The following is a 23971-nucleotide window of genomic DNA, read 5'->3' as shown; positions in this document are numbered from 1 at the left end:
TCGTTCCGCCCCGCCGCACATATTTCGGCGGGCGGCTGTCATCCCCGGTTGGGGAAACAGCGAATGCTCCCGGAGCGGGCAATTGCATCCTCCCGCGCATTGGCCTAAGCGCTCGTCATGAGCGTTTCCGACCTTATCCAGCACCCCGACACCGTCCTCATCATCGACTTCGGCTCGCAGGTTACGCAGTTGATCGCACGTCGCGTTCGCGAGGCCGGGGTCTACAGCGAGATCGTGCCGTTTCAATCCGCCGCCGAGGGCTTCGAGCGGCTCCAGCCGAAAGCTGTCATCCTGTCGGGCGGCCCAGCCTCGACCACCGATATCGGCAGCCCGCGCGCGCCGCAGATCGTCTTCGACAGCGGTGTTCCGGTGCTCGGCATCTGCTATGGCCAACAGGTCATGGCCGAGCAATTGGGCGGCAAGGTCGAAGGCGGGCATCACCGCGAATTCGGCCGCGCCTATATGCAGGTCGACGCTTCCAGCCCGCTCTTCGACGGAGTGTGGAGCACCGGCGAGCGCCACCAGGTCTGGATGAGTCATGGCGACCGCGTGACGAAATTGCCGGACGGTTTCGAGGTGATCGGTTCGTCGCAGAATGCCCCGTTGGCCGCCACCGCCGACGAAGCGCGCAAATATTACGCCGTGCAGTTCCACCCCGAGGTCGTGCACACGCCGGACGGCGCGAAGCTGCTCTCCAATTTCGTTCACAAGATTGCAGGCTTGAAGGGTGACTGGACGATGGCCGCCTACAAGGACCAGGCCATTGCCGCGATCCGGGAGCAGGTCGGCGATGGCCGCGTGTTGTGCGCGCTGTCAGGCGGGGTGGATTCATCCGTCGCTGCGCTGCTGATCCACGAGGCGATAGGCGACCGCCTCACCTGCGTGCTGGTCGACCACGGCCTGATGCGGATGAATGAGGCTGCGGAGGTTGTTGCGATGTTCCGCGAGCACTACAATCTCCATCTCGTCCATGTCGACGCCGCCGACACGTTCATCGGCGCGCTCGAGGGCGAAGCCGACCCTGAAAAAAAGCGCAAGACGATCGGCCGGTTGTTCATCGAGGTGTTCGAAGAGGAGGCGCGAAAGCTCGGCGGCGCCGATTTTCTCGCCCAGGGTACTCTTTATCCGGACGTGATCGAAAGCGTGTCGTTCACCGGCGGACCGTCGGTCACGATCAAGAGCCACCACAATGTCGGCGGCCTGCCCGAACGCATGAACATGCAGCTCGTTGAGCCGCTGCGGGAACTGTTCAAGGACGAGGTCCGCGAGCTTGGCAAGGAACTCGGATTGCCGGACCATTTCATCGGCCGGCATCCGTTTCCCGGCCCTGGCCTCGCCATCCGCTGTCCCGGCGGTGTCACGCGCGAGAAGATTCGCATCCTTCAGGAGGCGGACGCGATCTATCTCGACGAGATCCGCAAGGCCGGGCTGTACGATGCGATCTGGCAGGCGTTTGCCGTTCTGCTTCCGGTACAGACCGTCGGCGTCATGGGCGATGGACGGACTTACGAATTCGTCTGCGCATTGCGGGCGGTCACGTCCGTCGACGGCATGACAGCGGATTTCTACCACTACGACATGAGCTTCCTCGGCAACACAGCCACCCGCATCATCAACGAAGTCCGCGGCATCAACCGCGTCGTCTATGATGTCACGTCGAAACCCCCGGGCACTATTGAGTGGGAGTGAGGGGGAGAAGAGCGCTGTAAGCCTCTGTAATATAACGGAATTCTTGCGCTTTGTGAAGGCCTATTTATGATGCATTTGAATAGCGATTTTCCATCTGGGGCTGGCGCGAAGAAAATTCCACCAGCCTTAATTTGTTGAAATCAATATTCTCCAGCTTGGTCTGTTCTGGCGCATCTTGCGCCAAATTGGGCATGAAACTCACTTTAACGGTATTTCCAGCGGTATGCCGGCCGGGCTGAGCAATCCCGCTCAAAAAGCAGTGAATGTCGCCTGCCCTGGCTTCGTTCCGATGAACGTGCTGACAATGTCTCAACATCACTTCGTGAAATAACAGCTGCAAATGATCCACCTCATCCGGTTGCGAATTGCACCTTCAACAGGCATTCCTCATATTCCGGGCGCGCTTGCGAATCGAAAACAATGCCGCCGCCGACATTGAAGACCGCGTGCCCGTCCGCATGCAGCGTGACGGTGCGGATCGCCACGTTGAAGCGCATCGCGCCCGTAGGCGCGATGAAGCCGATCGACCCGCAATAGACATCGCGCGGTGATCCTTCGATACCATGCAGGATCTGCATCGCCCTCAGTTTCGGCGCCCCGGTTATCGAACCGCAGGGGAACAAGGCGGCGAAGGCGTCGCTGAGCGTGACGTCGGCCGCCAGCCTCGCGCGCACGCGGCTGACCATCTGGTGCACCGTCGGGAAGGTGTCGATGCGGAACAGTTCCGGCACGTACAGCGTGCCGGGCTCGCAGATCCGCGAGATATCGTTGCGCAAGAGATCGACGATCATCACGTTTTCGGCACGGTTCTTGGTGTCGTTGCGCAGGAACTCGATGAACCCGGCATCTTGCGTCGGCGTGGAGCCGCGGCATGCCGTTCCCTTCATCGGGTGCGCTTCGATCCAGCCCTCTTCGTTCACCGCGAAGAACAATTCCGGCGAACGTGACAGCACTTTTGGCCCGCCCAGATCGACGAGCGCCGCGTAGCGGACGGGCTGGCGATCGGTCATCGCGTCGAAGATCGCTTCAGCTTCGCCATGCCATCTCGCGGACATCGGGAAGGTGAGGTTCGCCTGGTAGCAGTCGCCTTCGCGCAAATGCTGGTGCACGCGTTCGAAGCGCGGCAGGTAATCCTCATACGACCAGATCGGGCGGATGTCGGTAAGCGCGGCCTCCGCATGATCACCACCCGTGACCGGTCTTTCTTCCGGTCCGTCGAAGATGCCCATCAGGACGAGCGGCATGCGGCGCTTGTCCGGCAGGATCGCACGCAGCTTCGGTTCGAAGGCGTAGCCCGCCTCATAGGAAAAATACCCGGCGCTCCACTTGCCCGCCCGCTTCGCCGTTTCCAGCCGATCGAGGGCGGCGATCACCCCATCGGCATCGTCGGCGCGGACCAATTCGAGCGGTCGCGCGAACAGCATCTCGCTGCCCTCGATATCGTCGCGCAGGAGGATGTATGGCGAACCCGGCATATGGCTCATCGGCTGTTTCGGAAATCTGCGGCGCTCAAACGTGACCCGCGCAAGGCGAGTTGCTTCGGACGACATATGGCGAGACGGGAATGAAAGGCGGGTTAAGACGAAGCTGCGGAAGATTTCATTGTGCAATGCGGTTTAGATGTTCGCAACTGCACAAATATATGCGAGACGGTCCTGACCAAAGGGAAATAACCCTTCAGGGAGGAGAAATCATGACCGCATCGGGACATTCGAGGGCCCTCGCGCTGCCGGATATCGCAGCATGCAAGGGCAAGACGCCGATCGTCTGCCTGACCGCCTATACGACCCCGGTCGCCCGGCTGGTGGATGCACACTGCGACGTCGTGCTGGTCGGCGACAGTGTCGGCATGGTCCTCCACGGGCTCGATTCAACGCTCGGCGTCACGCTCGACATGATGATCATGCACGGCAAGGCGGTCCGCCGGGGTCTCGAGCGGGCGCTGATGGTCGTCGACATGCCGTTCGGCTCCTACGAGGAAAGCCCGCGGCAGGCTTTTGCCAATGCCGCGCGCGTTATGGCGGAGACCGGCTGTGCTGCGGTCAAGCTGGAAGGCGGCGAGACGATGGCGGGTACGATCGAATATCTCGCGGCGCGCGGCACCCCGGTCATTGCCCATGTCGGGCTGACGCCGCAGGCGGTCAATGCCTTCGGCGGCTATCGCGTGCAGGGCAGGGGAGATGATGGCGAGCGCATCCGGAAGGATGCGAACGCCGTGGCGGAGGCGGGCGCTTTCGCGGTGGTGCTTGAAAAAGTGCCCGAGCCTCTCGCCAGCCGCATCACCGAGGAGATAAAGGTCCCGACCATCGGCATCGGCGCGTCGCCGGCATGCGACGGGCAGATCCTCGTCGCCGACGACATGCTGGGCCTGTTCGGTGATTTCCGGCCCAAATTCGTGAAGCGTTACGCCGAATTGGGCGAGGCCGCCGACAAGGCGATCGCCGCTTACGCGCTTGACGTGCGAGAGCGGCGTTTCCCCGCGCCCGAGCATCTGTTCGGCGATGCGCCCAGACCTGTCCAGAGAGCAAAGACCGCATGACCGTACCGATCGTCCGAACTGTGGCGGAACTGCGGGCGACCGTTGCCGCGTGGCGCCGCGAGCGGCTCAGAATAGCGGTCGTTCCCACCATGGGCGCCCTTCACGAAGGCCATCTGAGCCTGGTGCGCGCCGCGCTCGAGAAGGCCGACAGGGTCATCGTGACGCTCTTCGTCAATCCGAAGCAGTTCAACAGCGCGGCTGATCTCGCCGCCTATCCGCGCACTGAGAAAGAAGACGCCGCGAAGCTGGCGCTCATCGGCGCCCACATGCTCTACGCGCCGGATGGGGCGGAGATGTATGCGGCCGGCTTCTCTACCACGGTGTCGGTGATCGACGTGAGCGAAGGCTTGTGCGGGGCGTATCGGCCGGGGCATTTCGATGGTGTCGCGACCATCGTGGCGAAGCTGTTTCTGCAGACCGGCGCCGATCTCGCCTTCTTCGGCGAGAAAGATTTTCAACAATTGCATGTGGTGCGTCGGCTTGCTCGCGATCTCGATATCCCGATCGGGATCGTCGCCTGCCCGACGGTGCGCGAGGAAGACGGTCTGGCGATGTCGTCGCGCAATGTCCGGCTCTCGCCCCTGGAACGCAAGGCGGCGCCGCGGCTATCGGCGATACTCTTCGACGTGTCCGAACGGCTTTCGCAAGGCGCGCCGGTCGGCGACACGCTCTTGGCGGCCCGACAGGCGATCCTCGATGCCGGTTACGCCAGCGTCGAATATCTCGAATTGCGGGCCAATGACGACCTTTCGCCGCTCCAGTCCGCCGATCGCCCGGCGCGCCTCCTGGTGGCCGCCTGGCTCGGGGACATCCGCCTGATTGACAATGTGTGCGTCCGGCCGGAACCTGATGCGGAGACGGTCGCCTCGGTCGCGGCTTGAAGTCCGGACGGACCGGCGATCTCAGCCCTCTTCCCTGGAGCCGGTAGCCGCCTTGCTGACATCATAGTCGGCCGCGAACCGGAGTTCGCGCAGCGGGCTCACGCGTTTGATGGCTTCGGCATAGAGCGCGTGCCCCTTGTAGGCCGCAAGGGCCGCATCATTGACGAACTCGCCATAGACGACGACATCGACGACCTTGCTCTTTGGATCGGACTTCCGGTTCAAAGCGATCTCGAGGCGCGATGCGTGCGGGATGTGCGTGAGGAGCTCGAGCCCTTGCCGGATAGGCTCGATGTCCTTGCCGGACTTGGCGGTGAACAGAACGATGTGGCGGATCATGGATGACAACCTGACTGTTGGCGCTGCGTGTGGGGCGAGGGAACGAACTGGCTTCGTTCGCATCGACGCCACGATGAAGCGGGTGCCGGCGCAACCGACTCGGAGTTTCGAATGAGTCTTTCGAAGGGAATCGTCCTCATGACGACAAGGTCGCTGCGGCCGAGGACCTGACGCGGGCTTGAGCGTAGCCATCTTCAGCGATCGCATTGCACAGCGACTCCCACGAGCAGCCGACGCAGGCGCTGCGGATGGCGCCGCGGGCGAAGGCATCGCGCAGGCGCTCGAGCGTCTTTTTGCACAGAACCACGCGCTCGCCGGTGCGAACGGAGCCCGCGAGGGGGGCGGTGAGCGCTTCGGTCGCCTTCGCGTCGCGTTCTATGACGCTTTGCCGGTGGCAGTGCGGATCGTCTTCGGCCAGCAGCGGAGCGCAGATGTCGTCGGCGCCGTCGACGAGGAGGATGTCCTCGCCGTCGGCGATGCGCTCCGCGATCACGTCATAGTTGGCGGTGAAGCTGGCGCCATAGCCCTCGCCTACATAGGTGAGGACGCAGAGAAGATGATGGGGGCGCAGACGGACGGTCACGACCCGACTTTACGCATGGCAAATGTCAGGGTTACCGCGGCCAGCGCGGATTTGAGGGCGTCGCCGGGAAGGAAGGGCAGGACACCGGCGGTGATCGCCTTTTCGGGCCCGATGAACGCGGCGAGCCATGCGGCACCCACGGTGAGGCAGAGAGCACTGGCAACGAGCATGCCAGCGAATGCGAGTACCGGGCGCTTGCCGTTCCAGCCGCGCTCGGCGAGCCAGCCGACGAGCGCGGTGATCAGGGGCCAGGAGAAGATGTAGCCGGCGGTCGGGCCGGCGAAGACGGCGAGGCCGCCGGCGCCGCCGGCGAGAACGGGCATGCCGACAGCCGCTTCGCCGAGCCATGCCAGAACCGTCAGCGTGCCCAGCCGCCAGCCATAGAGGGCCGCCACCATCAAAATGGCATAGGTCTGCATGGTCACCGGGACCGGATACATCGGGACCGTGATGTAGGATGACAGCGTCAACAGGACCGTTCCGCCCAATATGGCGGCGATCCTGACGCCGATGGACCGGCTGTCGAGGCGCAAGGGGCTGTAGGTCGGTCTGATGGCATTGGCGGACTGGTTCAAGGGAGGCTCCTTGTCTGGTCGAACGAAAATTATCTATAATTTCGAGTTTTCATCTATATAAAGCCACACCTCACCGGTGAGTGCAAGCGGACATCACCAGTTCGCGCGGATAATCAGCCGATAATGGCAAACGCGTCGCGCGTGCCGCCCGACGCGCTCCTGATCGGCTTCCTGCCGATCCGCCGGACGTGACGCGAGAGGATGGTTGCGGCCTCATCCGTCTCGCTCTTCCGTAGGGCGGCGAGGATCGCGCGGTGATCCTGGTCGGTGCCGGGTTCCCAGCCCGAACGCCAGGCGGTGAAGAGGAAGCGGGCGCTTGCCATGTGCAGATCGTCGATGGCGGCAAGCAGGCGCGGCATTCCGCAGGGATCGAGAATGAGCTTGTGGAACCTGCGGTTTGCGTCCTCCCAGCTCCGCACATCCTTCGCCGTCTCGCCTTCGCGGGTCGCCTCTTCGGCGGCATCGAGTATGGCCTTGGTCAGATGCTGCGCGGAATTGCGCAGCGCCAGCGCTTCCAGGGCCGCACGCATTTCGGCGACCTCGCGGACCTCCGAAAGATCGAACGACGCCACCCGCACGCCGCGCCGCGGTTCGCTGATTGCGAGACCCTGCGCTTCGAGCCTGCGGAACGCTTCGCGCACCGGCACGTGGCTCGCGCCAAACTCCTCGGCGACGTGGTCCTGCCTCAGGCGGGCGCCCGGCGCCAATTGGCCGGAAACGATTCTGTCGGCAAGGGTCTGGGCGATCTGGGCGGCGCGCGTGTTTCTCGTTGTCATGGGTTTATAGATAATTTGCACACGGCGGGCTGTCGACCGAAAAGGCGGGGCATCTGGTCCGAGAGCACTGTCCGGCTGATCAAGTCTACTGAACCATGACCAATTCGACAATGCGTTGCGCCACAACAAGTTGCGCAGAGCAACATTGACGAGCCCTGATCGTAGATGTCCACAAACGATCTCTCGTGGAGCGTTGGGATTACCCGCTGCCGGAGATGCATGTCAGTGGGGGTATCAGGCCCCGCGACCAGTATTCATGCGACACGCTTCGCGGCGAGGGCATGCAATCCCTCCGGCCGGATATTTTCCAGTCCCCGTGACCGGTCACGAGGGCAACTTGTTCGATTGCACCGGCACGTCGGAATCCAAGGAATCCGGCACAGACCTGCGAGATCAAGACTCCGGATGCGATGCTCGAAGACGTCGCCGTTTCCACCGAGCGGAACGACCAGATCGGCCGTTATCTCAGTCGTATCGACGTGGTGCTTGTCAACAACGGGCGCGGGTTTGGCCTTCTGGCGTGCGCCCCGGGTTATGTGCGCGAGCAGAGCACGCCAGTTCCGCCGAACCAGCGCGATCTCATTGCGACGTCGACCTGTGGAGCAATGCGTCTGGAAAAGGCGCCAAGCTCCATGTTGATGCGCAGACGCAAGCCGACCTCATCGCGCTCGTCATCCGTTCGGCCAACGATCTCGCGCCGATCGCCGACCCGGCCGATCTTGCCAAGGTTCTGGCCCGGCAAGCGCGAGACGCGAAATATGCCTTACCTGAAGATCTTAAACCTGTCGCTCCGCTTCTTGGTGACTACCGGAACGCGCTTGGCCTGTCCTTCGACGTGGAGGACGAGAAGGGGATCGGTTCTTCCGTTCCAGCGCCCACAGCCGATCGGCCATCTCGGTCGTGACACCGGCTCGTTCACCGCGTTCGACCTCGGTCTTCTTGACCCACTCGTTCAGCGTCTGCGGCGCGCAGCCAATCTTCGCCGAGATCGACATAATCGCCGACCAGTGGCTCTCATGCTGCCCTTGATGCATCCAGGAGACCCGGTGCGGTTCAATGCGTCCAATCGACATTACCCTTCAGTACCTGGTGAAGAAAATCTTTTGACAGCATGCATGCGGCCTCGACAGGCAGCCCGTTGGCAAGATGCGCGGCGATGGCGCTGGCAAGCATGCACCCGGTACCGCGCATTTCGGTCGACAAACGGGGGGCCGCAAAACGGCGTACGCCTCCCTCCTTCGAAAACAATCGGTCAGCGGCTTCGTTTCCGTCGTCGTGCCCACCCTTGATCAGCACATGACGCACGCCATGATCCAGCAGCGCGTTCGCCTGCGCCTCGATCTCACACGCTTCGCCGATCTTGTCTCCAAAGATCAGTGCTTTGGCCTCCGGCAGGTTGGGCGTCACGATATCGCAAAGCGGCAGCAGGTGCTGCTTGAGCGCTTCAATCCCCTCCGCAGAAAGCAGCCTGGTGCCGGAGGAAGAAGCAATCACGGGGTCAACCACCACGGGAGCGCGCTTGTGGCTGGCGAGGGTATCCGCTATGGCGGTCACCGTTGCTTCAGTGCCGAGCATGCCGATCTTGACCGCCTTCACCGGTCCGCTGTCGAAAGCGGCGCGCAACTGCCGGACGACAAGTTGCGGATCGATCAGTTCGACTGCGGTGACGGCCTTATCCGTCTGTGCGGTTACCGCCGTCAGGACGGGCCGCGCCTTGAACCCGAAGCCGGCGAGCGTGACAACATCCCGGGAAACCCCGGCTCCGCCACTGGAATCGGACCCGCCGATGACGATGATTGCCGGAGGCATCACTAGCCTGTTGCGATCAATGCGAGTTCGGTGTGGCCAGCCCTGGCAAGGCGCTGCGCCGCATTCCACGCGCGCAACCCCGTGCGGCAGCACAGGACGACGCGACGGTTTTTTGCGGGGGTTGCCAAGGCGACAATATTGTCCACCTTGCCGCGTCGTGCCTGCGGCATGATCGGTTCCGGCGCCTCCTCGACGGTTCGCAGATCAACGAGCACATCCGCCGGTTCCACATCCGCGATGGAGACATGCCGGAAACAACGTGCCGGCTCCGCCGCCTGCGCAAACGAGAATCCGGAAACCGTCAATCGCTTCAGGTCCAGGCGCATCATTCGCCCCAGCGGCGACGGTTCGATGTCCAGCACGCAATTTATCGTCATCTGTGCCTGTAACGCTCCGATGACGCCGACCGCCGCGCCGCTGACGCCGGCGGTCGCGCAATTGCCTGCCTTGGCCGGCAACTCTGGAAAGACGGCCCGGACGCTTGGGGTACGTCCGCCGCAATAACAGCCGACATAACCGGAAAAAGCGAGCACGGAAGCAGAAACCAGGATCGTTCCGGTGGCCAGGCAATAATCGGACAGCGTGTAGGTCGTGGCAAAGTTATCGGCGGCATCGATGACGACGTCGGCGCCGTCGCACAATTCCACGACGTTGTCGGGAGCCAGCCTGTAAGGATGGGCCGTCACGCAAATATCGGGATTGTATCCGTCGATCGCCGCCGCTGCCAACCGTGCCTTGGGCTTTCCCAGGTCGGCCATGCGGTAAAGGGGCTGCCGGTGAAGGTTGCTCACATCCACCGCATCGGGATCCACGATCGCGATGCGGCCCAAACCCGCGCCAGCCAAATAGCTGAGTACCGGACAGCCCAAACCTCCCGCGCCGACCACCGTAACGCGGGCGGCGGCAAGCTTCGCTTGCCCCGCCTCGCCGACTTCCGGCAACATCATCTGGCGTGCGTAGCGGCTCATGCCGTCCCTTTCCGTGTCGCGTCCAGCCACTGGCGCGTGCGCTCTTGCGGATCGGCGTGGAGCGAGATGTCGGTGACAACCGCGGCAATGTCCGCCCCGGCGGCAAAAACGCCCGGCAGACGTTCCGGATTCAATCCGCCGATGGCGACAAGGGGCCGGTCGCCGATCAGGTTTTTCCATTCGGCGACTTTCGCCAACCCTTGGGGTGCCCAAGGCATCTTCTTCAGAATGGTCGGGTAGACGGGCCCCAAAGCGACATAGTCGGGATCGTGCGAAAGCGCGCGGTCGAGTTCAGCGTGGTCATGTGTCGACAAACCCAGCCCAATTCCGGCCCTGCGGATGGCCGGCACATCCGCGCTGTCGAGATCGCCCTGGCCCAGATGCACCCACTCGCATCTTTCCTCGATGGCCGTTTGCCAATGGTCGTTGACCACCAGGGCGCATCCATGCGCTGCGCAGAGGTCGCGCGCCCGACGGACCTCGGCGCGGATTTCCGCCGGCGCGCGGTCCTTCACCCGGAGTTGGATCAGCCGGATGCCGAGCGGCGCCAGCCGCGTGATCCAGCCGGAGGAACCAACGACGGGATAAAAAGGATCGAGATCGAACTTCCGCGTCACGCCAGGTCCGCCCGACCGATCACGGGTGTGGAGGGAGAGGCCATCTCGCGGGGTTCCATCGGGCCGGCTTCCCAAGCCAGGCGGCCGGCTTCGACAGCGCGTGCGAAGGCCGCGGCCATCGCCACCGGGTCGCCCGCCTTGGCGATCGCCGTGTTGATCAGCACCGCGTCGTATCCCATTTCCATGGCGCGGGCGGCATGGGACGGCACCCCTATGCCGGCATCCACCACGAGCGGCACCTCGGGAAAATGGGCGCGCAGCGCGCGCAGGCCGAAGGCGTTGTTGAGGCCCTGCGCCGAGCCGATTGGCGCGCCCCAGGGCATCAGCACCCGGCAGCCCGCCTCGACCAGGCGTTCGGCGACGACAAGATCTTCAGTGGTATAGGGGAATACCTCGAAACCGTCCTCGGCCAGAATGCGCGCCGCCTCGACAAGGCCGAACACGTCCGGCTGCAGCGTGTCCTCCTCGCCAATCACTTCGAGCTTGATCCATTTGGTGTTAAATACCTCACGCGCCATCCGGGCTGTGGTGACCGCCTCTTTCGCCGAGCGGCAGCCGGCGGTGTTGGGCAGCACGCGCACGCCGAGGGCGCGGATCAGGCTCCAGAAGTCCTGGCCGGCGCGGCCGGCGCCGGATTCGCGCCGGAGCGAGACCGTCACCACCTCCGTACCTGACGCCTTTACCGCTTCGGCCATGACGGCCGGGGAGGGGTATTGCGCGGTGCCGAGCATGAGCCGGCAGTTGAGGTCGACGCCGTAGAAGTTCATGATTACCCTCCTTGCATCGGCATAACGATCTCGACCCGGTCGCCATATTGGAGCGGGATCTCGTCGCGCTCAGTGCTTGACACGAAGCAGCCATTGACCGCGGTGGCCAGCACGGCGTCCGTGAGTCCGAGTTCTGCCAGTGCCTCCGCCAATGTTCGCGCCTGGATATCTTGCGGCTTGCCGTTTACCTCAATGCGCATAAAGCGCTTCCTTTCCAAGTGCCGCGTCCGCGGCCATTCGCGCCAGCGCCGGGGCCAGCAGAAAGCCGTGTCGGTAGAGGCCGTTCACGTAGAGCCGGCCGTTTCGCCAGCACAGCCGCGGCATGTTGTCGGGGAAGGCCGGACGCACATCGGCGCCGATATCGACGATCTCGGCCTCGGCGAAGGCGGGGTGCAGCGCATAAGCCGCATTCAGCAGTTCGACCATCGAGCGCGCGGTGATCCGGTCTCGCTCGGCGCTCTCAATCATTGTTGCCCCGACCATGTAAAGACCGTCTTCGGCGCCGCGCGGCACGATGTAGAGCGGGATTCGCGGATGCAGCAGGCGGACAGGGCGGTTGAGCGCCACGTCACGGGTGCGCACCAAGAGCATTTCGCCCTTGACCCCGCGCAGTTCCGGCAGACTGTCGCGCGCGGCGAAACCGCGACAGTCGATTACCAGATCGGTGCTGGCGCCGGCACCGGCCTCGCGCCCATCGACCCCGTGGCGAAAAGCAACGCCCATCTCGCGCAACCGTTGTGCCAGGCTTTTGAGGGCGCAGCGCGGGCACAGATGCGCCTCCTCGGCAAATAGCAGCCCGGCGCAGAACCGTTCCGCGAGATCGGGCTCCAGTTCGGCGATTTCCTCGCCGCCGACGCGCGCGAATCGTTCGGTGCGGCGCGCGAAACGGTCGAGCTCGGCCCGGTCGCGCGGCGGCGCCAGCACCAGGCTACCCTGCCGCCAGACCTCACGCACCCGGGCTTCCCACCAGTCTATTGCCTCCGCGCCGAGGCGCGCCACCGGTTCCTCGGCGCTTTCCAGTTCGCACCAGGGGGCGAGCATGCCCCCGGCATGGCGCGAGCAGGCATCCGCTAGCAGGTCCGGGCTCCGCTCGATCACCTCGACCTCGGCGCCCCGTTCGGCCAGTACGGTCGCGCAGGCGAGGCCGGCGACCCCGGCCCCGATCACGGTCACCCGCATGGCCTCACTCCTCCGGTCCGGGAGACACGTAGAGGTCGCCGCCCTTGCGATACTTTTCCGCCATCCTGGCCATGCCCTCCTTCTGCGCCTCGGACCGAATGTCGTGCGAGATGCGCATCGAGCAGAATTTCGGTCCGCACATCGAACAGAAATGCGCCAGCTTGTGCGCCTCTTTCGGCAGCGTCTGGTCGTGGAAATCTCGCGCCGTCTCGGGGTCGAGCGCGAGGTTGAATTGGTCTTCCCAGCGGAACTCGAACCGCGCGCGGCTGAGCGCGTCGTCGCGCCGCTGCGCCCCTGGCAGGCCCTTGGCCAGATCGGCGGCATGGGCGGCGATCTTGTAGGTAATCACCCCGGTCTTCACGTCGTCGCGGTCGGGCAGGCCCAAATGCTCCTTAGGGGTGACGTAGCACAGCATGGCGCAGCCGAACCAGCCGATCATGGCGGCGCCGATTCCGCTGGTGATGTGGTCATAGCCCGGCGCGATGTCGGTGGTGAGCGGCCCGAGCGTGTAGAAGGGCGCCTCGTGGCAGCACTCCAGTTGCTTGTCCATGTTCTCCTTGATCTTGTGCATAGCCACATGGCCGGGACCCTCAATCATCACTTGGCAGTCCTTACCCCAGGCGATCTTGGTCAGCTCACCCAGCGTTTCCAGCTCGGCGAATTGCGCTTCGTCATTGGCATCGGCGATAGATCCCGGGCGCAGCCCGTCGCCCAGCGAGAAGCTAACGTCGTACTGGCGGCAGATGTCGCAGATCTCGTCGAAATGCTCGTAGAGAAAGCTCTCCTTATGGTGATGAAGGCACCACTTCGCCATGATCGAGCCGCCGCGCGACACAATCCCGGTCACCCGGTCCACAGTCATCGGCACCATGTGCAGCCGCACGCCCGCGTGTATGGTGAAATAATCGACGCCCTGTTCCGCCTGCTCGATCAGCGTGTCGCGGAACACCTCCCATGTCAGGTCCTCGGCGATGCCACCCACCTTTTCCAGCGCCTGATAGATCGGCACGGTACCGATCGGCACCGGACTGTTGCGGATGATCCATTCGCGTGTGTTGTGGATGTTGCGCCCGGTGGACAGGTCCATCACCGTGTCCGCTCCCCATCGGATTGCCCAGACCATCTTGTCGACCTCTTCCTCCATCGAGGAGGTGACGGCGGAGGTGCCCATATTGGCGTTGATCTTGACCAGGAAATTGCGCCCGATGATCATCGGTTCGCTTTCCGGGTGGTTGATGTTGGCGGGGATGATGGCGCGGCCGGCAGCCACCTCGTCGCGGACGAATTCGGGCGTGACCTGGTCGGGTATGCAGGCGCCGAACGATTCGCCGTCGCGCTTGTGTTTTTCCTCCGGTTGCGCACGGCCGAGACTTTCGCGGATGGCGATGAACTCCATTTCCGGGGTGATGATCCCGGCGCGCGCATAGGCCAGTTGGGTCACCGCCTTGCCGCGCCTGCCGCGCAGCGGGCGCGGTTTGACGGGAAATTCCGGCGTCAGCCGGTCCGCGGAAACGAAGCCGTTGTCCTCCGGCCTCACCCTGCGGCTGTCATGGGCCTCCACATCGCCACGCGCCTCGATCCATTCCGACCGAATGCGCGGCAGCCCTCCACGAATATCGGTCCTAATATCCGGATCCGTGTAAGGGCCCGAACCGTCGTAGACCGTTACCGGCGGTTCGCCGGCGGTCGGATGCAGATCGATTTGGCGCATCGGCACGCGAATGTCGCGATGCCGCTCTCCGGATATGTATATCTTGCGCGAAGCGGGCAGCGGCCCCTCGGTGACAGTCGGCGTAATCGCGTTCATCGGGCTCTCCCCTGACCGGTTGGAGAGATCCAATTCACGCGTGCTGGATGTGGAATACAGGCACCGAAATGGAGACCACGCGCCAAAAGCGCCATGGACATTTGCGGCTGTACCGTCCCTCCGCCAGCGTTAACTGGATCAGGTTCAAAGGGTCGCCGCGCCGATGTGAAAACACATCCGTCGGCCTCTCAGCTCCTTGCCGGAGCTCCCCTGGCTACGTCACAGTAGTGGGACGAATGCGCCGCCATTGTCAAGCTCGAAAAGAGCTCTGCTTGGTCGCTGCCCAGCAAAGATGCCAGATCAGTGCGTGGAAGGGTTCTGGACGCAGGTGGACGTGGATCCCGGCAGTTCAATTGTTACCTTCAATCCCCCGATCTCGGCCGGCGCGAGGCTGAGAGAACCCCCATAAGCTTCAACGATTTCGCAGGCAATTGACAGACCAAGCCCGGTTTCGCTCTGCGGGTCGTTCGTATGCATGCCCCGCGCCAGAATACGCTTGCGATCCCCAATTGCGATGCCGAAACCATCATCTGCAATTTCGATGTTTAATTTCGAGCCTCGCCGCTCCGCTTTCAGACATACTAGAGATGATGCCCATTTGCGCGCATTATCGAGTATGTTGCCCACCGCTTCGGCGAGGTCGGCGGAGTCGACCGGTACTGCTAGACGATCGGCAACCTCAATGCGCCAATCGATCTGGCGATCCACCGGAATAGCGGAAATCACCCGGACGAGCTTGGTGGCAAAAACTTTGAAGTCTTCTCCTCCACTCTTCTGTCCTACGGCGAGACGAGCACGCAGTAACTGCCGGTCGGATCGGCGGCGTATCACTTCTACATGTTCGATAATGAGTCCTCCGGTCGCCGGCGGCAGCGTCTCGGCGACTTGTAAAATTGCAGTCAACGGCGTTTTCAACCCGTGTGCTAGATCGGCAGCGCGCGCACGGGCGCGCTCCACTGCAGTTGCCTTCTCCCTGAGCAGTTCGTTTATCTCGCTGACGAGTGCCCGAACCTCGATCGGCCCCTTTGACGACAACCTTTCCACGGCACCCGTTCGTAAACGGGCTACCTGTGATTGCAACTCCTCCAGCGGTCGCAAGCCGAGCAGTATTTGCAGAACTGCCGCAAGTAACAACATTAAAGCGGTTAAGGCCAGCATTCTGGCAAGCTCGTACCGGAAATTGTTAAGTGCAAGCTGCATTTCCCCTTGGGGAAAGCCAGCGTAAAAAATAACGTTGCGTAGGCCGCTTGGGGTATCAAAGCTTAATTTGCGCGTAAGCAGGAGGATTGGATCGCCGTCCGGACCAGGGCCTATCGAAAAGACGCTATATCGAGATGTGCTGAGGCCATTCGAATCGATCTGCATATCCCACAGCGAGCGCGAACGGGTGATTTCAATTCCATCATCAACTGCCCAGTATCGCCCGCCTGCTGGCAAAGAAAAACGCGGATCAAGAGGGGTTCCGCCAAGAGTCGATCTTCCACCATCGAGAAATTCTAAGTCGGCCGCAAGTGTGTCTATTATCATCGACATTTCGTGCTCGTATTCTGCCGAGATATATTGAAAAAAAACCTTTTGCAGACTGAACCATGTCATGAGAAGACCGAGGGTGATAAAAAAACCAGCACCGGCAAAGAGACGCACTCTGAGCGATTCACTCACGTTTCCTCATCCCCTAATTTATAACCGAAGCCGCGGCGCGTCACGATTGCATCGGGGGAAGTTTTGCGGCGGATTCGCTTGATCATCGCTTCTACAGCATTCTTGGCGGCATCGTCGTCCCGACCTTGGACATGAAGAGCTAGTTCATAGGCGGAAAGAACAGCGTTCGGTTCGGCCATCAACAATAACAGAGCGCGGTATTCTTGGGGAGAAAGGTCGACGGGCTGATCATCGAACATAATAGATCTACGCGCTTCATCATGGCTGAAACGGCCAACTTTGAACAGCGCGGGAGCACTTCCACCGGCACGACGCAAGAGGGCGTTCAAACGTGCCAGTAACTCTTCATTTCGGAAAGGCTTGGGAAGGTAATCGTCAGCTCCAGCTTCAAATCCGTCCACCCGCTCCATCCAGGAGCCCCGTGCGGTCAGAACCAAAACAGGAACCATATTGCCGTCGCGTCGCCACCGACGCAGTAGGGTTAGACCATCAAGATCCGGTAGACCGAGATCAAGGATAACAGCGTCATAGCCGCCGAAATCACCGCTTTCCCACACGCTAAGGCCGCTGCAATTGTGTTCGACCGTGTAGCCCTCCCGGTTGAGAGCTGCGATAACATGGTCCGCTATTACCGGATCGTCCTCGGCAAGCAAAATGCGCACAGCGTCACCGAAACAGAGAACCAAATCCGAGAAATCGCCCTGTTTGGGCGTCTATGCGGATGGTGCGGACCGAACCACGGTCGCTGCGTATCTTGAAACGATATTCAAGGCGGTAACCTCTCGAAAGCAAAACAACTGAAATGACTGCGCCCTTGTAGTTCATCTCGACTTTTTCCAAGACCACCTTGAGCGGAAGCACTACGCCCTCTCTCACCGCACGCGTTGCTTCAAGCTGGTTGAGCGGCCTGTAGCCCCTCCCAGATCCAGAGCCGCCGCCGCCAGAGCCGCCGCCGCCAGAGCCGCCACCGCCGGAGCCGCCACCGCCAGAGCCGCCACCGCCAGAGCCGCCACCGCCGGAACCGCCACCGCCGGAGCTGCCGCCGCCAGAGCTGCCGCCGCCAGAGCCGCCACCGCCAGAGCTGCCGCCGCCAGAGCCGCCACCGCCGCCGCCATCCCTAGCGTAGGCGATAGAAGCTTGTCCCAAAATGGCGGATATGAGGGCTGCGGAGAGAAACCGACAGGTTCCTTGCAAAAGCGCCCGTCGCCGCCAAGCAACATCCTGAACGGTTTTTTTCATAGGTAACAAACGATACGTATGCCGCAGAGAAAAGCAAGAGCGGGACAAACCCGCTCTTGCCGCCAGGACTGCCCGAGGGAAGGCAGACTACCTGGCGTTGCGAACTTGCGATGACGAAAGCAGCCGCACCGAGGTTATCCGGCCGGGCTTCTGGCGCGCATCCTCATCTCGCGGCCTAGCGACAACCCTCAACGAACCGGGTTCGCTCAACTCGACCTCAAGAACCCGATTGAGATTGTCGACCGCAACCAGCGAACCATCAAGGAGGCGCGGCAAGTTGGACGGGTCCAGTTGGAGCTGGACGCTCGATCGGCCGAAACCGCTATTGTCATCGCGCGCTTTGCGATTGTCATCACGGTTAATACCGTATGCGGACCGGTCGCGGCTACCCCGGTCACCATCGAAACCACCGCCGCCGGATCCACCGTAACCGGTGCCTGAGCCGCTGCCGGACCCGCCGTGGCTACTGCTCGAGCCGCCGCCGGATCCACCGTAACCGGTTCCTGAGCCGCTGCCGGACCCGTCGTGGTCACTGCTCGAGCCGCCGCCGGACCCGCCGTGGTCACTGCTCGAGCCGCCGCCGGATCCACCGTAACCGCTGGTGGCTCCATTGTCTTGAGCAAAGGCTGCAGACACGATGTGCTGGCTCCACGCCCCGTCGGAAGAAGCCGGAATAATAGCGGTCGCAAGGACGAATGTAGCGCAGGCCCCGGAAAGGACAGCGATGTTCTTGGTAAAATTCATTTCTCTCTCCTATAGTTACGGCATAGTCGATACGACCACTGCCGTATAAACGATAACAAAGCATCGCTGACGAACAGCTGATATCGGTTGTCAGTGATTTGTCAGGATCGTCGCGAAAATTATCTAGCATTACGTTGGAAATGTGATGGTGTATTTTTTATGCCGGGTTGATTAACTGGATTACAAAATCAGAGAAAAGCTGATTCAAGTTAGCTTTTACCGAGAATACTGTGGCGGGTTTGGTGATGGAGAACGTCGGGGGACGTTCTTTGCCCATTCTGATTGCTATTCAAGGTCGTGGCGACCGCCCCGCTTGTGATCATCGCCAAGTGCCGGACGCCGTTTTCTGGATTGCGAGAGCCGGTTCACCGTGGCGAGATTTGTTTGAAGAGTTAGGCAAATGGTCATCCGTTTACCGCCTTTTCCGGCGCTGGACGCTGCTAGGTATGTGAGAGATGGTTCTAGATGTGCTCGACGATAGCGGCGCAAGTTCGATTAGGTTCAGATGATCGACGTTACCATTATCCGGGCCCATCACTTGGCAGCGGGCGCAACATGGGGACTCAAAAGATGTAGGGCGTGAAATTGTTTGAGCACGCTTTTGACAGACTCGAAGATCGTTATGATGAAGTCCTAAACCTCGTGCCTGTCTTCGATGAACGTTTCATTCGCGACGAAGCCGGTTGGGCAACAACGCTCTATCCGGAGCTTGCCGGTTTTCCACGGTTTGCGGCAAAAGGCCCGCCGAGATGCTCTTCGTCGGACTGACCGCGCTTGGCATGGCCTCGATGTGGGGCGCTATCGCAGCGGATTTAGGTGTGTCTCTGCTTGTCGTGGCCAACGCGCTCCGGCTCTTGAACGGTCACCGGGTCGAAGTACCCCATTCGGGCGGGGAACCGATTGGCGAGCGCATGGCGCAGGGCGCTCTTGCCCATGGACACTGACGTTCAGGCAAACCGGCGGCGCAGGGCCACGTTTATCGCCTCTATTGCGACCACCATCACGATGACGGCCAGAGTGACGCTCGCCGCCTTGTCGTACTGGAAAGAGCGCACGTAGGTCTGGATATAGAAGCCGATCCCTCCAGCCCCGACGATGCCGAGGATCAACGACTCGCGCAGGTTCAGCTCAAACCGGAAGATCGTGTCGCGGGCTACGACCGGCGCCATTTGGGGCCAGATCGCGTGTCTGAGCCGTGCAAGCGGCCCGGCGCCGGCGCTTTCCAGCGCGGCGACGGGCCGGCGGGCGACGCCGTCGATCGCCTCGGCATAGAATTTTGCAAGCATCCCCGTCGCGTGGAAGGCTATCGCGATGATCCCGGGCAAGGGGCCGAGCCCGACCGCACCGACCATGAGCATCGCGACGAGGATCAGCGGAACGGCGCGGATGAAGGCGAGAAGCGTCCGGACCGGGCGATAGAGCACCGGCGAGACCATCGTCTCCGACGCCAGAATCCCGAGCGGAACAGACAGAATCACGGCCCCTAGCGATCCGAGGATCGCTATCCGCAGGGTCTCCGCGCTTCCCTTCACGATCTCGTCCATCACGGTCGGATCCGGCGGGAACATCCGGCCGAGGAACTCGGCGACGCGCGGCCCGGCCGACATCATGCGCGACACCTCCAGGTCGGACGTGGCGAAAGACCAGAGAACTGCGCCGGCAACCAACGTCCCGGCCGCAATCCCGCCGAACCGGCGTGACCGCATCACGTCACCGCCCTGAGACCGACATCGGACACAGACACCCCATCCCGGTACAGGTCCGCTGTTGCGTCCTCGTTCAACTCGGCGACAGGCACGTCGAAGACGATCCGCCCGCCTCGCATACCGACGATGCGCTGCGCGAAGCGGCGTGCCAAGTCCGGCTGGTGCGACGAGAAGAGGACGGTCGCTCCGCGTGCCCCTGCTACCCCGGTCAGCAGCGTCAGGATTTCGGCGGCGCGCGCGGGATCGAGGTTGCTCACGGGTTCGTCCGCCAGAATCAATCGAGGCTCCTGTGCGAGGCAACGTGCTATGGCGACGCGTTGCCGCTGACCGCCGCTGAGGCTGTCAACCCGGCGGTCGGCCAAATCGGAGATGCCGCAATCATCCAGCGCCGCCCGGGCAACCTCCAGATCGCTTGGCGTCGGCGCACCGAGAACCGCGCGCAGAGGCGGCATCCGACCCAGACGGCCGTTCAGCACATTGCGCAGAACCGTGGACCTTTCGACCAGGGCGAATTCCTGGAAGATGAAGCCCGAGTCAGCGCGCCGGTCACGTGACGGCGGATGATCGGGATCGATCGGCGCTCCCAGGACAGAGGCACGTCCTCGCCAGGCCAGCAGCCTGCCGTCGAGCAGCGCCAGGAGCGTTGTCTTGCCGGCCCCGGATGCGCCGAGCAGAGCCACGCTCTCGCCCGCCGGGACCATGAGCGACACGCGCTCCAGCGCGGGACGGTCTGCGCCCGGGTAGGCGAAGCTTAAGTCGTCGATCTCGACGGCCGTGGTCATTCCAGAAGACCGTACCGCCGTGCCATGTCGCGCACCCCATCATGATCAGCGGGATCGGCCTTTACATATCCATCGGGGCCGTAAAGATATTGAAGCTTGTCGCGGTTCTCCGGCTCATTGAGCTTCATCATTGCGTCGACGAACCGCGCCTGGAGGTCGGAGTCCAGCCCGGGGCGCGCGATTACCAGATGGCTCGGGATTGCCTCGCTCTCCGCGATCCAGGTCACCTGGGCCTGCTGATCAGGAGTGAGGAGCAGATCCGCGTACTGACTTGCGCCCGCGGCATCGACCAGACCCTCGGCCATTGCCTGCATCGCCTGCTGGTAGCCGCCAGCAAAGAAGATGCGGCCGAAGAACGCTTCCGCCTCCCCGGGGCTCTGGATCAGCCCCGCCTGCACGAATTCGGTGAGCGGATACAGGTAGCCCGATTCCGAGATCGGGTCGGCAAAGGCGATATCGCGGTCGCGCAGGTCCGCGAGCGTCTGGATGCCGCTGTCGCGGCGAATGAAGATGCGGCCCGTGTAGCTCGGCGCGCCGCGGTAGACCTCGGAGAGCAGCGGCACGGCGCCGATCTCGGCTTCGGCCAGCACGAAAGGCAACGCCCCCATGAAGGAGATGTCGGCGTCGCCGTTCCGGAGCGCCTCGACCGCGGCGGCATGGTCGATGGTGACGAAACCCTCGACCGGAACTCCCAGTTCCTCGGCCAACCAGCCGGTGACGGCCTCGATATCCCCCAGAAGCTTCTCAGGATTTTCCTGGGGAATGAAGGCAAGGCGCAGACCACGGTCCTGCGCCGCGACCGAAGTACCAAGAGCCAGTCCGCTTGCACCGACAAGGGTCAGCAGCGTACGGCGGGTGAGCAGTATCGGCATCAGAACGCCCTTTCTTCAATTGCGTTGGCCTCGGCCCTAAACGCGGACCAGCGCGCCTCCGCCGCAACCCAGTCTTCTGCGCGTACGGCCGCGCCTACCTCGGTCAGTCGCTCCGCAAGCGCATAGACTTCGGGTCGTGCGGAAAGGTTGGACATGGTGCTGGCGTCGGCGGAAAGGTCGGCGGCCACGGTGTCGGTCAGCAGCAAGATGTGTTCAGCGTCCCGCCGGGGGAGCAGCGCATCCAGTGTCGACGCGAAGGTTGTCAATTCCGAGAATGCCAACCGGAAGGCGGTGTTCTCGGCGTCAAAGGCCTCGTAGGGCTCGTCCGCCGCGCCCACGGTTTCGAGATAGGCCGTAAGATCAGCGCGCTCCGCGTCGGTCAGCTGAAGCGCTTTCGTCTCGTCGAACCAGTCGACCACCGCGGCCAGGGTCGGCAGCGATCCGTCGTGGAGGTAAGGGGCGGTGGAGGCTGTGCCGAGTAGCGTCGGCGTATCGAACGCACCGGCGCGCGCACCCTCATAGACTGGCTTGGCCGAGCCGATGTCGTGCGCCTGCCGATCGAGGAAGTTTCCGTCCGGCACGTGGCAACTGGCGCAGGAGCGGTTGCCGAGCTCCGCGAATGGCCGGTTGAAGATCGCTTCGCCGCGCCGAGCCGATTCCGTGGCCGTCTCGGTCAGGCGTCCGTCAGACGTCAGCATCGAGTTCGGCAGGAAGTCGAATTCGAGCAAGTAGGCGACCAGCGCGTCGAGCATGAAGGGCGTCGGTTCGTCGCCGCCGAATTCATTGACGATCACGTTGCGGCTGAAGTCGCGCAAGGAGGCAAAGCGACCGTCGCGACCGTAGGGGCCGGTAAAGCGCAGGCCGCGGAGGCTCGGAATGTCGAGCGGATCTTCGCGCCGGTCGTTGAAGATCGGATTGAAGAACGCGCCATCCACGTCGATCGCGCCAGGCTGATGGCTGGCGCCCGGAATGAACAGTCGCTGGTTGACGTCCGAGCGGTTGTGGCAGGTCGAGCAGGCGATCCCGAGGTCGCGCGCCGGGCGGCCAAAGATCTGCGCGCTGTCGAACAGCATGTCGCCATAGGCCACGAGCGGCAGGTCGGTCTCGTCGATTCCCTGTTCCTCGAAGTTCAGAACAAGCAGCGGCAGGGGGTCCTGATCGAAGATGTCGGAGCCGGGCGGCAGACTCGGCGGCAACTCGATTGTGCGACCGCTCAGCGCGGCGGCCTCAGGCAGCGCGCTCAGCATTTCCCGCGGAGCGAAGCGGTCCACAAGGTAGTTCTCTGCGAGGTAGTCAGAGATGACCGCACGCGCGGCGGCCATGGCATCGTGATCAGCGGGGGCCGCACCGGCCCCCAAAACGCCGGACGATCCGGTGCTGCTGGCCAGTTCCAGCCAAGCGAGGCCGATGCGCCTCGCGACCTCGGAATCGGCAGCAGCGACGCCGTCCGCGAAGGCGCGATAGAGTTCGCGCGCCGTACGCAACGCCTGCTGCGCGGTCGCGGAGTTTTCGGCCGCCAGTGCCGCGTCGAGTTCTTCATCGATCCTGAGCGCGATCAGCCGCGTCGCCTCGGCGAAGACTGCCTGCCGGTCTTGGCGGGCGATGGCTTCCAACAGCAGCGCGGCGTCTGCTCCGCTTTCGGCTTCCAGCCACGCCAACGCGCCGGTGGAGAACTCCGAGTTCCGGTAGGGTTCCGACCACGCTGTCTCAATCTCGTCCCAAGGTAGCGGCTCTAGATTTCCCAGGAAAAGCGTCAGCCGGTAGGCCGCCGCCTCGGGAAGCCATGGGGCCTCCTTCGCCGGTGTCGCGGAGACCGGTCCGGCCACAAGGCTCGCGCCGAAGACTGCCGCGACAAACAGTCCAATGATCTTCCCGGTCAACGTAGTCTCCTCATAAAAGTTAGACGTGGCTAATTTATCTACCCAGAGCAAACAAGTTGTCAATCATTCTTTCTCGATGCACAGTCCGGGCATGACAAAGCCACGATCACATGGGCGTGAAACATTCGAAGCTGCCGACAGGGCTCCCGAAGCACAGGCGAAGGGCTTCGCAACCGTCCGTCAGGCGCATGAGAGCGAAATGGCGGAGGATTACGTCGAGTTGATTGCCGAGCTGATCGAGACGCGGGGAGAGGCCCGTCCGGTCGACATAGCCGAACGCCTTGGAGTGAAAGCGCCCACCGTCACCAAGAACATCACCCGGCTCAGAAACGTGGGGCTTGTTCGGCGGGAACCCTACCGCGCGATATTCCTCACCGACGAGGGCCAGGCGCTGGCGGAGGCCTGTCGGAGGCGGCACAGGATTGTAGTGGCGTTCCTGCGGAGCCTCGGCATCGACGAAGAAACAGCGGAACGCGATGCGGAGGGGATTGAGCACCACGTCAGTGACGCGACACTTGCGGCATTCAAACGGAAGATTGGTCATCCATGACCGCGCC

General features: G+C 62.7%; 28 protein-coding genes, 1 pseudogene and 1 riboswitch. Of the genes and pseudogenes, 6 read left to right on the top strand and 23 right to left on the bottom strand.

The annotated features are described in order from the left end of the window. Positions 1-117: 117 nt before the first annotated feature. Positions 118-1689 carry a glutamine-hydrolyzing GMP synthase gene (guaA, locus tag LC298_RS15535; protein ID WP_131569446.1) on the top strand — a complete coding sequence of 524 codons (1572 nt, stop codon included), beginning with the start codon at positions 118-120 and terminating at the stop codon, positions 1687-1689. A 64-nt stretch (positions 1690-1753) separates the two neighbouring features. Here guaA and LC298_RS15530 read toward each other — a convergent pair whose 3' ends face one another. Then, on the bottom strand, positions 1754-2038 hold the full coding sequence (locus LC298_RS15530) for a hypothetical protein (protein WP_131569448.1): 285 nt from the start codon (positions 2036-2038) through the stop codon (positions 1754-1756). Between the two features lies 1 nt (position 2039). Then, positions 2040-3173, bottom strand: a complete 1134-nt coding sequence (locus tag LC298_RS15525) for an aminodeoxychorismate synthase component I (protein ID WP_131569450.1) — start codon at positions 3171-3173, stop codon at positions 2040-2042. Positions 3174-3382: 209 nt separating this feature from the next. Between LC298_RS15525 and panB the strand changes: the two genes are divergently transcribed. Next, positions 3383-4228, top strand: a complete 846-nt coding sequence (gene panB / locus LC298_RS15520) for a 3-methyl-2-oxobutanoate hydroxymethyltransferase (protein WP_131569452.1) — start codon at positions 3383-3385, stop codon at positions 4226-4228. Then, positions 4225-5109, top strand: a complete 885-nt coding sequence (gene panC / locus LC298_RS15515) for a pantoate--beta-alanine ligase (RefSeq protein ID WP_131569454.1) — start codon at positions 4225-4227, stop codon at positions 5107-5109. Before panB ends, panC begins: the two co-directional genes overlap by 4 nt. Positions 5110-5130: 21 nt before the next feature. On the opposite strand, the gene LC298_RS15510 is transcribed toward panC, so the two are convergent. From LC298_RS15510 to LC298_RS15430, 17 genes are all read right to left on the bottom strand, one after another. Further along, positions 5131-5448, bottom strand: coding sequence for a Dabb family protein (locus tag LC298_RS15510; RefSeq protein ID WP_131569456.1), 318 nt, complete (start codon positions 5446-5448; stop codon positions 5131-5133). A 136-nt stretch (positions 5449-5584) separates the two neighbouring features. After that, a complete protein-coding gene (locus LC298_RS15505) occupies positions 5585-6031 on the bottom strand; it encodes a DUF1284 domain-containing protein (protein ID WP_131569458.1) in 447 nt (148 codons plus the stop codon). Then, on the bottom strand, positions 6028-6606 hold the full coding sequence (locus LC298_RS15500) for a biotin transporter BioY (protein ID WP_131569460.1): 579 nt from the start codon (positions 6604-6606) through the stop codon (positions 6028-6030). The genes LC298_RS15505 and LC298_RS15500 overlap by 4 nt, the downstream gene beginning before the upstream one ends. Positions 6607-6719: 113 nt before the next feature. After that, positions 6720-7382, bottom strand: a complete 663-nt coding sequence (locus LC298_RS15495) for a GntR family transcriptional regulator (protein WP_131569462.1) — start codon at positions 7380-7382, stop codon at positions 6720-6722. Between the two features lie 532 nt (positions 7383-7914). After that, a complete protein-coding gene (locus LC298_RS15490) occupies positions 7915-8124 on the bottom strand; it encodes a hypothetical protein (RefSeq protein ID WP_131569464.1) in 210 nt (69 codons plus the stop codon). Positions 8125-8435: 311 nt separating this feature from the next. Next, positions 8436-9191 (bottom strand): bifunctional hydroxymethylpyrimidine kinase/phosphomethylpyrimidine kinase, encoded by a 756-nt coding sequence (gene thiD / locus LC298_RS15485; RefSeq protein WP_131569466.1) that lies wholly within the window; start codon positions 9189-9191, stop codon positions 8436-8438. Between the two features lie 2 nt (positions 9192-9193). Continuing rightward, positions 9194-10159: a HesA/MoeB/ThiF family protein gene (locus tag LC298_RS15480; protein ID WP_131569468.1), complete on the bottom strand. Its 966-nt coding sequence runs from the start codon at positions 10157-10159 to the stop codon at positions 9194-9196. After that, complete coding sequence (locus tag LC298_RS15475; RefSeq protein WP_131569470.1) at positions 10156-10776, bottom strand: thiamine phosphate synthase; 621 nt, start codon at positions 10774-10776, stop codon at positions 10156-10158. The genes LC298_RS15480 and LC298_RS15475 overlap by 4 nt, the downstream gene beginning before the upstream one ends. Continuing rightward, positions 10773-11543: a thiazole synthase gene (locus tag LC298_RS15470; RefSeq protein WP_131569472.1), complete on the bottom strand. Its 771-nt coding sequence runs from the start codon at positions 11541-11543 to the stop codon at positions 10773-10775. Before LC298_RS15470 ends, LC298_RS15475 begins: the two co-directional genes overlap by 4 nt. Positions 11544-11545: 2 nt before the next feature. Then, positions 11546-11743 (bottom strand): sulfur carrier protein ThiS, encoded by a 198-nt coding sequence (thiS, locus tag LC298_RS15465; RefSeq protein WP_131569474.1) that lies wholly within the window; start codon positions 11741-11743, stop codon positions 11546-11548. Continuing rightward, positions 11733-12722, bottom strand: a complete 990-nt coding sequence (locus LC298_RS15460) for an FAD-dependent oxidoreductase (RefSeq protein ID WP_131569476.1) — start codon at positions 12720-12722, stop codon at positions 11733-11735. Before LC298_RS15460 ends, thiS begins: the two co-directional genes overlap by 11 nt. A gap of 4 nt (positions 12723-12726) precedes the next feature. Continuing rightward, entirely contained in the window at positions 12727-14529 is a 1803-nt protein-coding gene (gene thiC, locus LC298_RS15455; protein ID WP_131569478.1) for a phosphomethylpyrimidine synthase ThiC, read from the bottom strand. 98 nt (positions 14530-14627) lie between these two features. After that, positions 14628-14751: riboswitch (TPP riboswitch) on the bottom strand. A 78-nt stretch (positions 14752-14829) separates the two neighbouring features. Continuing rightward, the gene (locus LC298_RS18140) at positions 14830-16191 is read right to left on the bottom strand and encodes a sensor histidine kinase (RefSeq protein ID WP_131569480.1); all 1362 of its coding nucleotides are present in this window, start codon (positions 16189-16191) and stop codon (positions 14830-14832) included. After that, a complete protein-coding gene (locus LC298_RS15445; RefSeq protein ID WP_131569482.1) occupies positions 16188-16853 on the bottom strand; it encodes a response regulator transcription factor in 666 nt (221 codons plus the stop codon). The genes LC298_RS18140 and LC298_RS15445 overlap by 4 nt, the downstream gene beginning before the upstream one ends. Before the next feature lie 4 nt (positions 16854-16857). Then, a complete protein-coding gene (locus tag LC298_RS18215) occupies positions 16858-17037 on the bottom strand; it encodes a PepSY domain-containing protein (protein ID WP_223385700.1) in 180 nt (59 codons plus the stop codon). Positions 17038-17063: 26 nt separating this feature from the next. Continuing rightward, entirely contained in the window at positions 17064-17294 is a 231-nt protein-coding gene (locus tag LC298_RS15435; RefSeq protein WP_199223295.1) for a hypothetical protein, read from the bottom strand. A 223-nt stretch (positions 17295-17517) separates the two neighbouring features. Beyond that, complete coding sequence (locus LC298_RS15430) at positions 17518-18174, bottom strand: hypothetical protein (RefSeq protein ID WP_199223296.1); 657 nt, start codon at positions 18172-18174, stop codon at positions 17518-17520. A gap of 311 nt (positions 18175-18485) precedes the next feature. On the opposite strand from LC298_RS15430, the pseudogene LC298_RS15425 reads away from it, so the two are divergent. Both LC298_RS15425 and LC298_RS15420 read left to right on the top strand, forming a co-directional pair. After that, positions 18486-18736: pseudogene (locus LC298_RS15425) on the top strand (transposase); the annotation flags it as partial. Positions 18737-18923: 187 nt separating this feature from the next. Then, on the top strand, positions 18924-19118 hold the full coding sequence (locus LC298_RS15420; RefSeq protein ID WP_199223297.1) for a hypothetical protein: 195 nt from the start codon (positions 18924-18926) through the stop codon (positions 19116-19118). A 3-nt stretch (positions 19119-19121) separates the two neighbouring features. Here the strand turns inward: LC298_RS15420 and phnE are convergent, their stop codons facing one another. Genes phnE through LC298_RS15400 form a run of 4 tightly spaced genes read right to left on the bottom strand, consistent with a single transcriptional unit; the run spans position 19122 to position 23414 of the window. Next, a complete protein-coding gene (phnE, locus tag LC298_RS15415) occupies positions 19122-19880 on the bottom strand; it encodes a phosphonate ABC transporter, permease protein PhnE (RefSeq protein WP_131569488.1) in 759 nt (252 codons plus the stop codon). Further along, the gene (locus tag LC298_RS15410; RefSeq protein WP_131569490.1) at positions 19880-20662 is read right to left on the bottom strand and encodes a phosphonate ABC transporter ATP-binding protein; all 783 of its coding nucleotides are present in this window, start codon (positions 20660-20662) and stop codon (positions 19880-19882) included. The genes phnE and LC298_RS15410 overlap by 1 nt, the downstream gene beginning before the upstream one ends. Continuing rightward, the gene (locus LC298_RS15405) at positions 20659-21534 is read right to left on the bottom strand and encodes a phosphate/phosphite/phosphonate ABC transporter substrate-binding protein (protein WP_131569492.1); all 876 of its coding nucleotides are present in this window, start codon (positions 21532-21534) and stop codon (positions 20659-20661) included. Before LC298_RS15405 ends, LC298_RS15410 begins: the two co-directional genes overlap by 4 nt. After that, positions 21534-23414, bottom strand: coding sequence for a c-type cytochrome (locus LC298_RS15400; protein WP_131569494.1), 1881 nt, complete (start codon positions 23412-23414; stop codon positions 21534-21536). The genes LC298_RS15405 and LC298_RS15400 overlap by 1 nt, the downstream gene beginning before the upstream one ends. Positions 23415-23505: 91 nt before the next feature. Here LC298_RS15400 and mntR point away from each other — a divergent pair, with 91 nt between their 5' ends. Further along, complete coding sequence (gene mntR, locus LC298_RS15395) at positions 23506-23964, top strand: manganese-binding transcriptional regulator MntR (protein ID WP_131569496.1); 459 nt, start codon at positions 23506-23508, stop codon at positions 23962-23964. The last annotated feature ends 7 nt before the right edge of the window (positions 23965-23971 follow it).

The sequence above is a fragment of the Oricola cellulosilytica genome (assembly GCF_019966575.1).
GTDB classification, from domain to species: Bacteria; Pseudomonadota; Alphaproteobacteria; order Rhizobiales; family Rhizobiaceae; genus Oricola; species Oricola cellulosilytica.
This window is presented reverse-complemented; position numbering and strand designations above follow the sequence as displayed.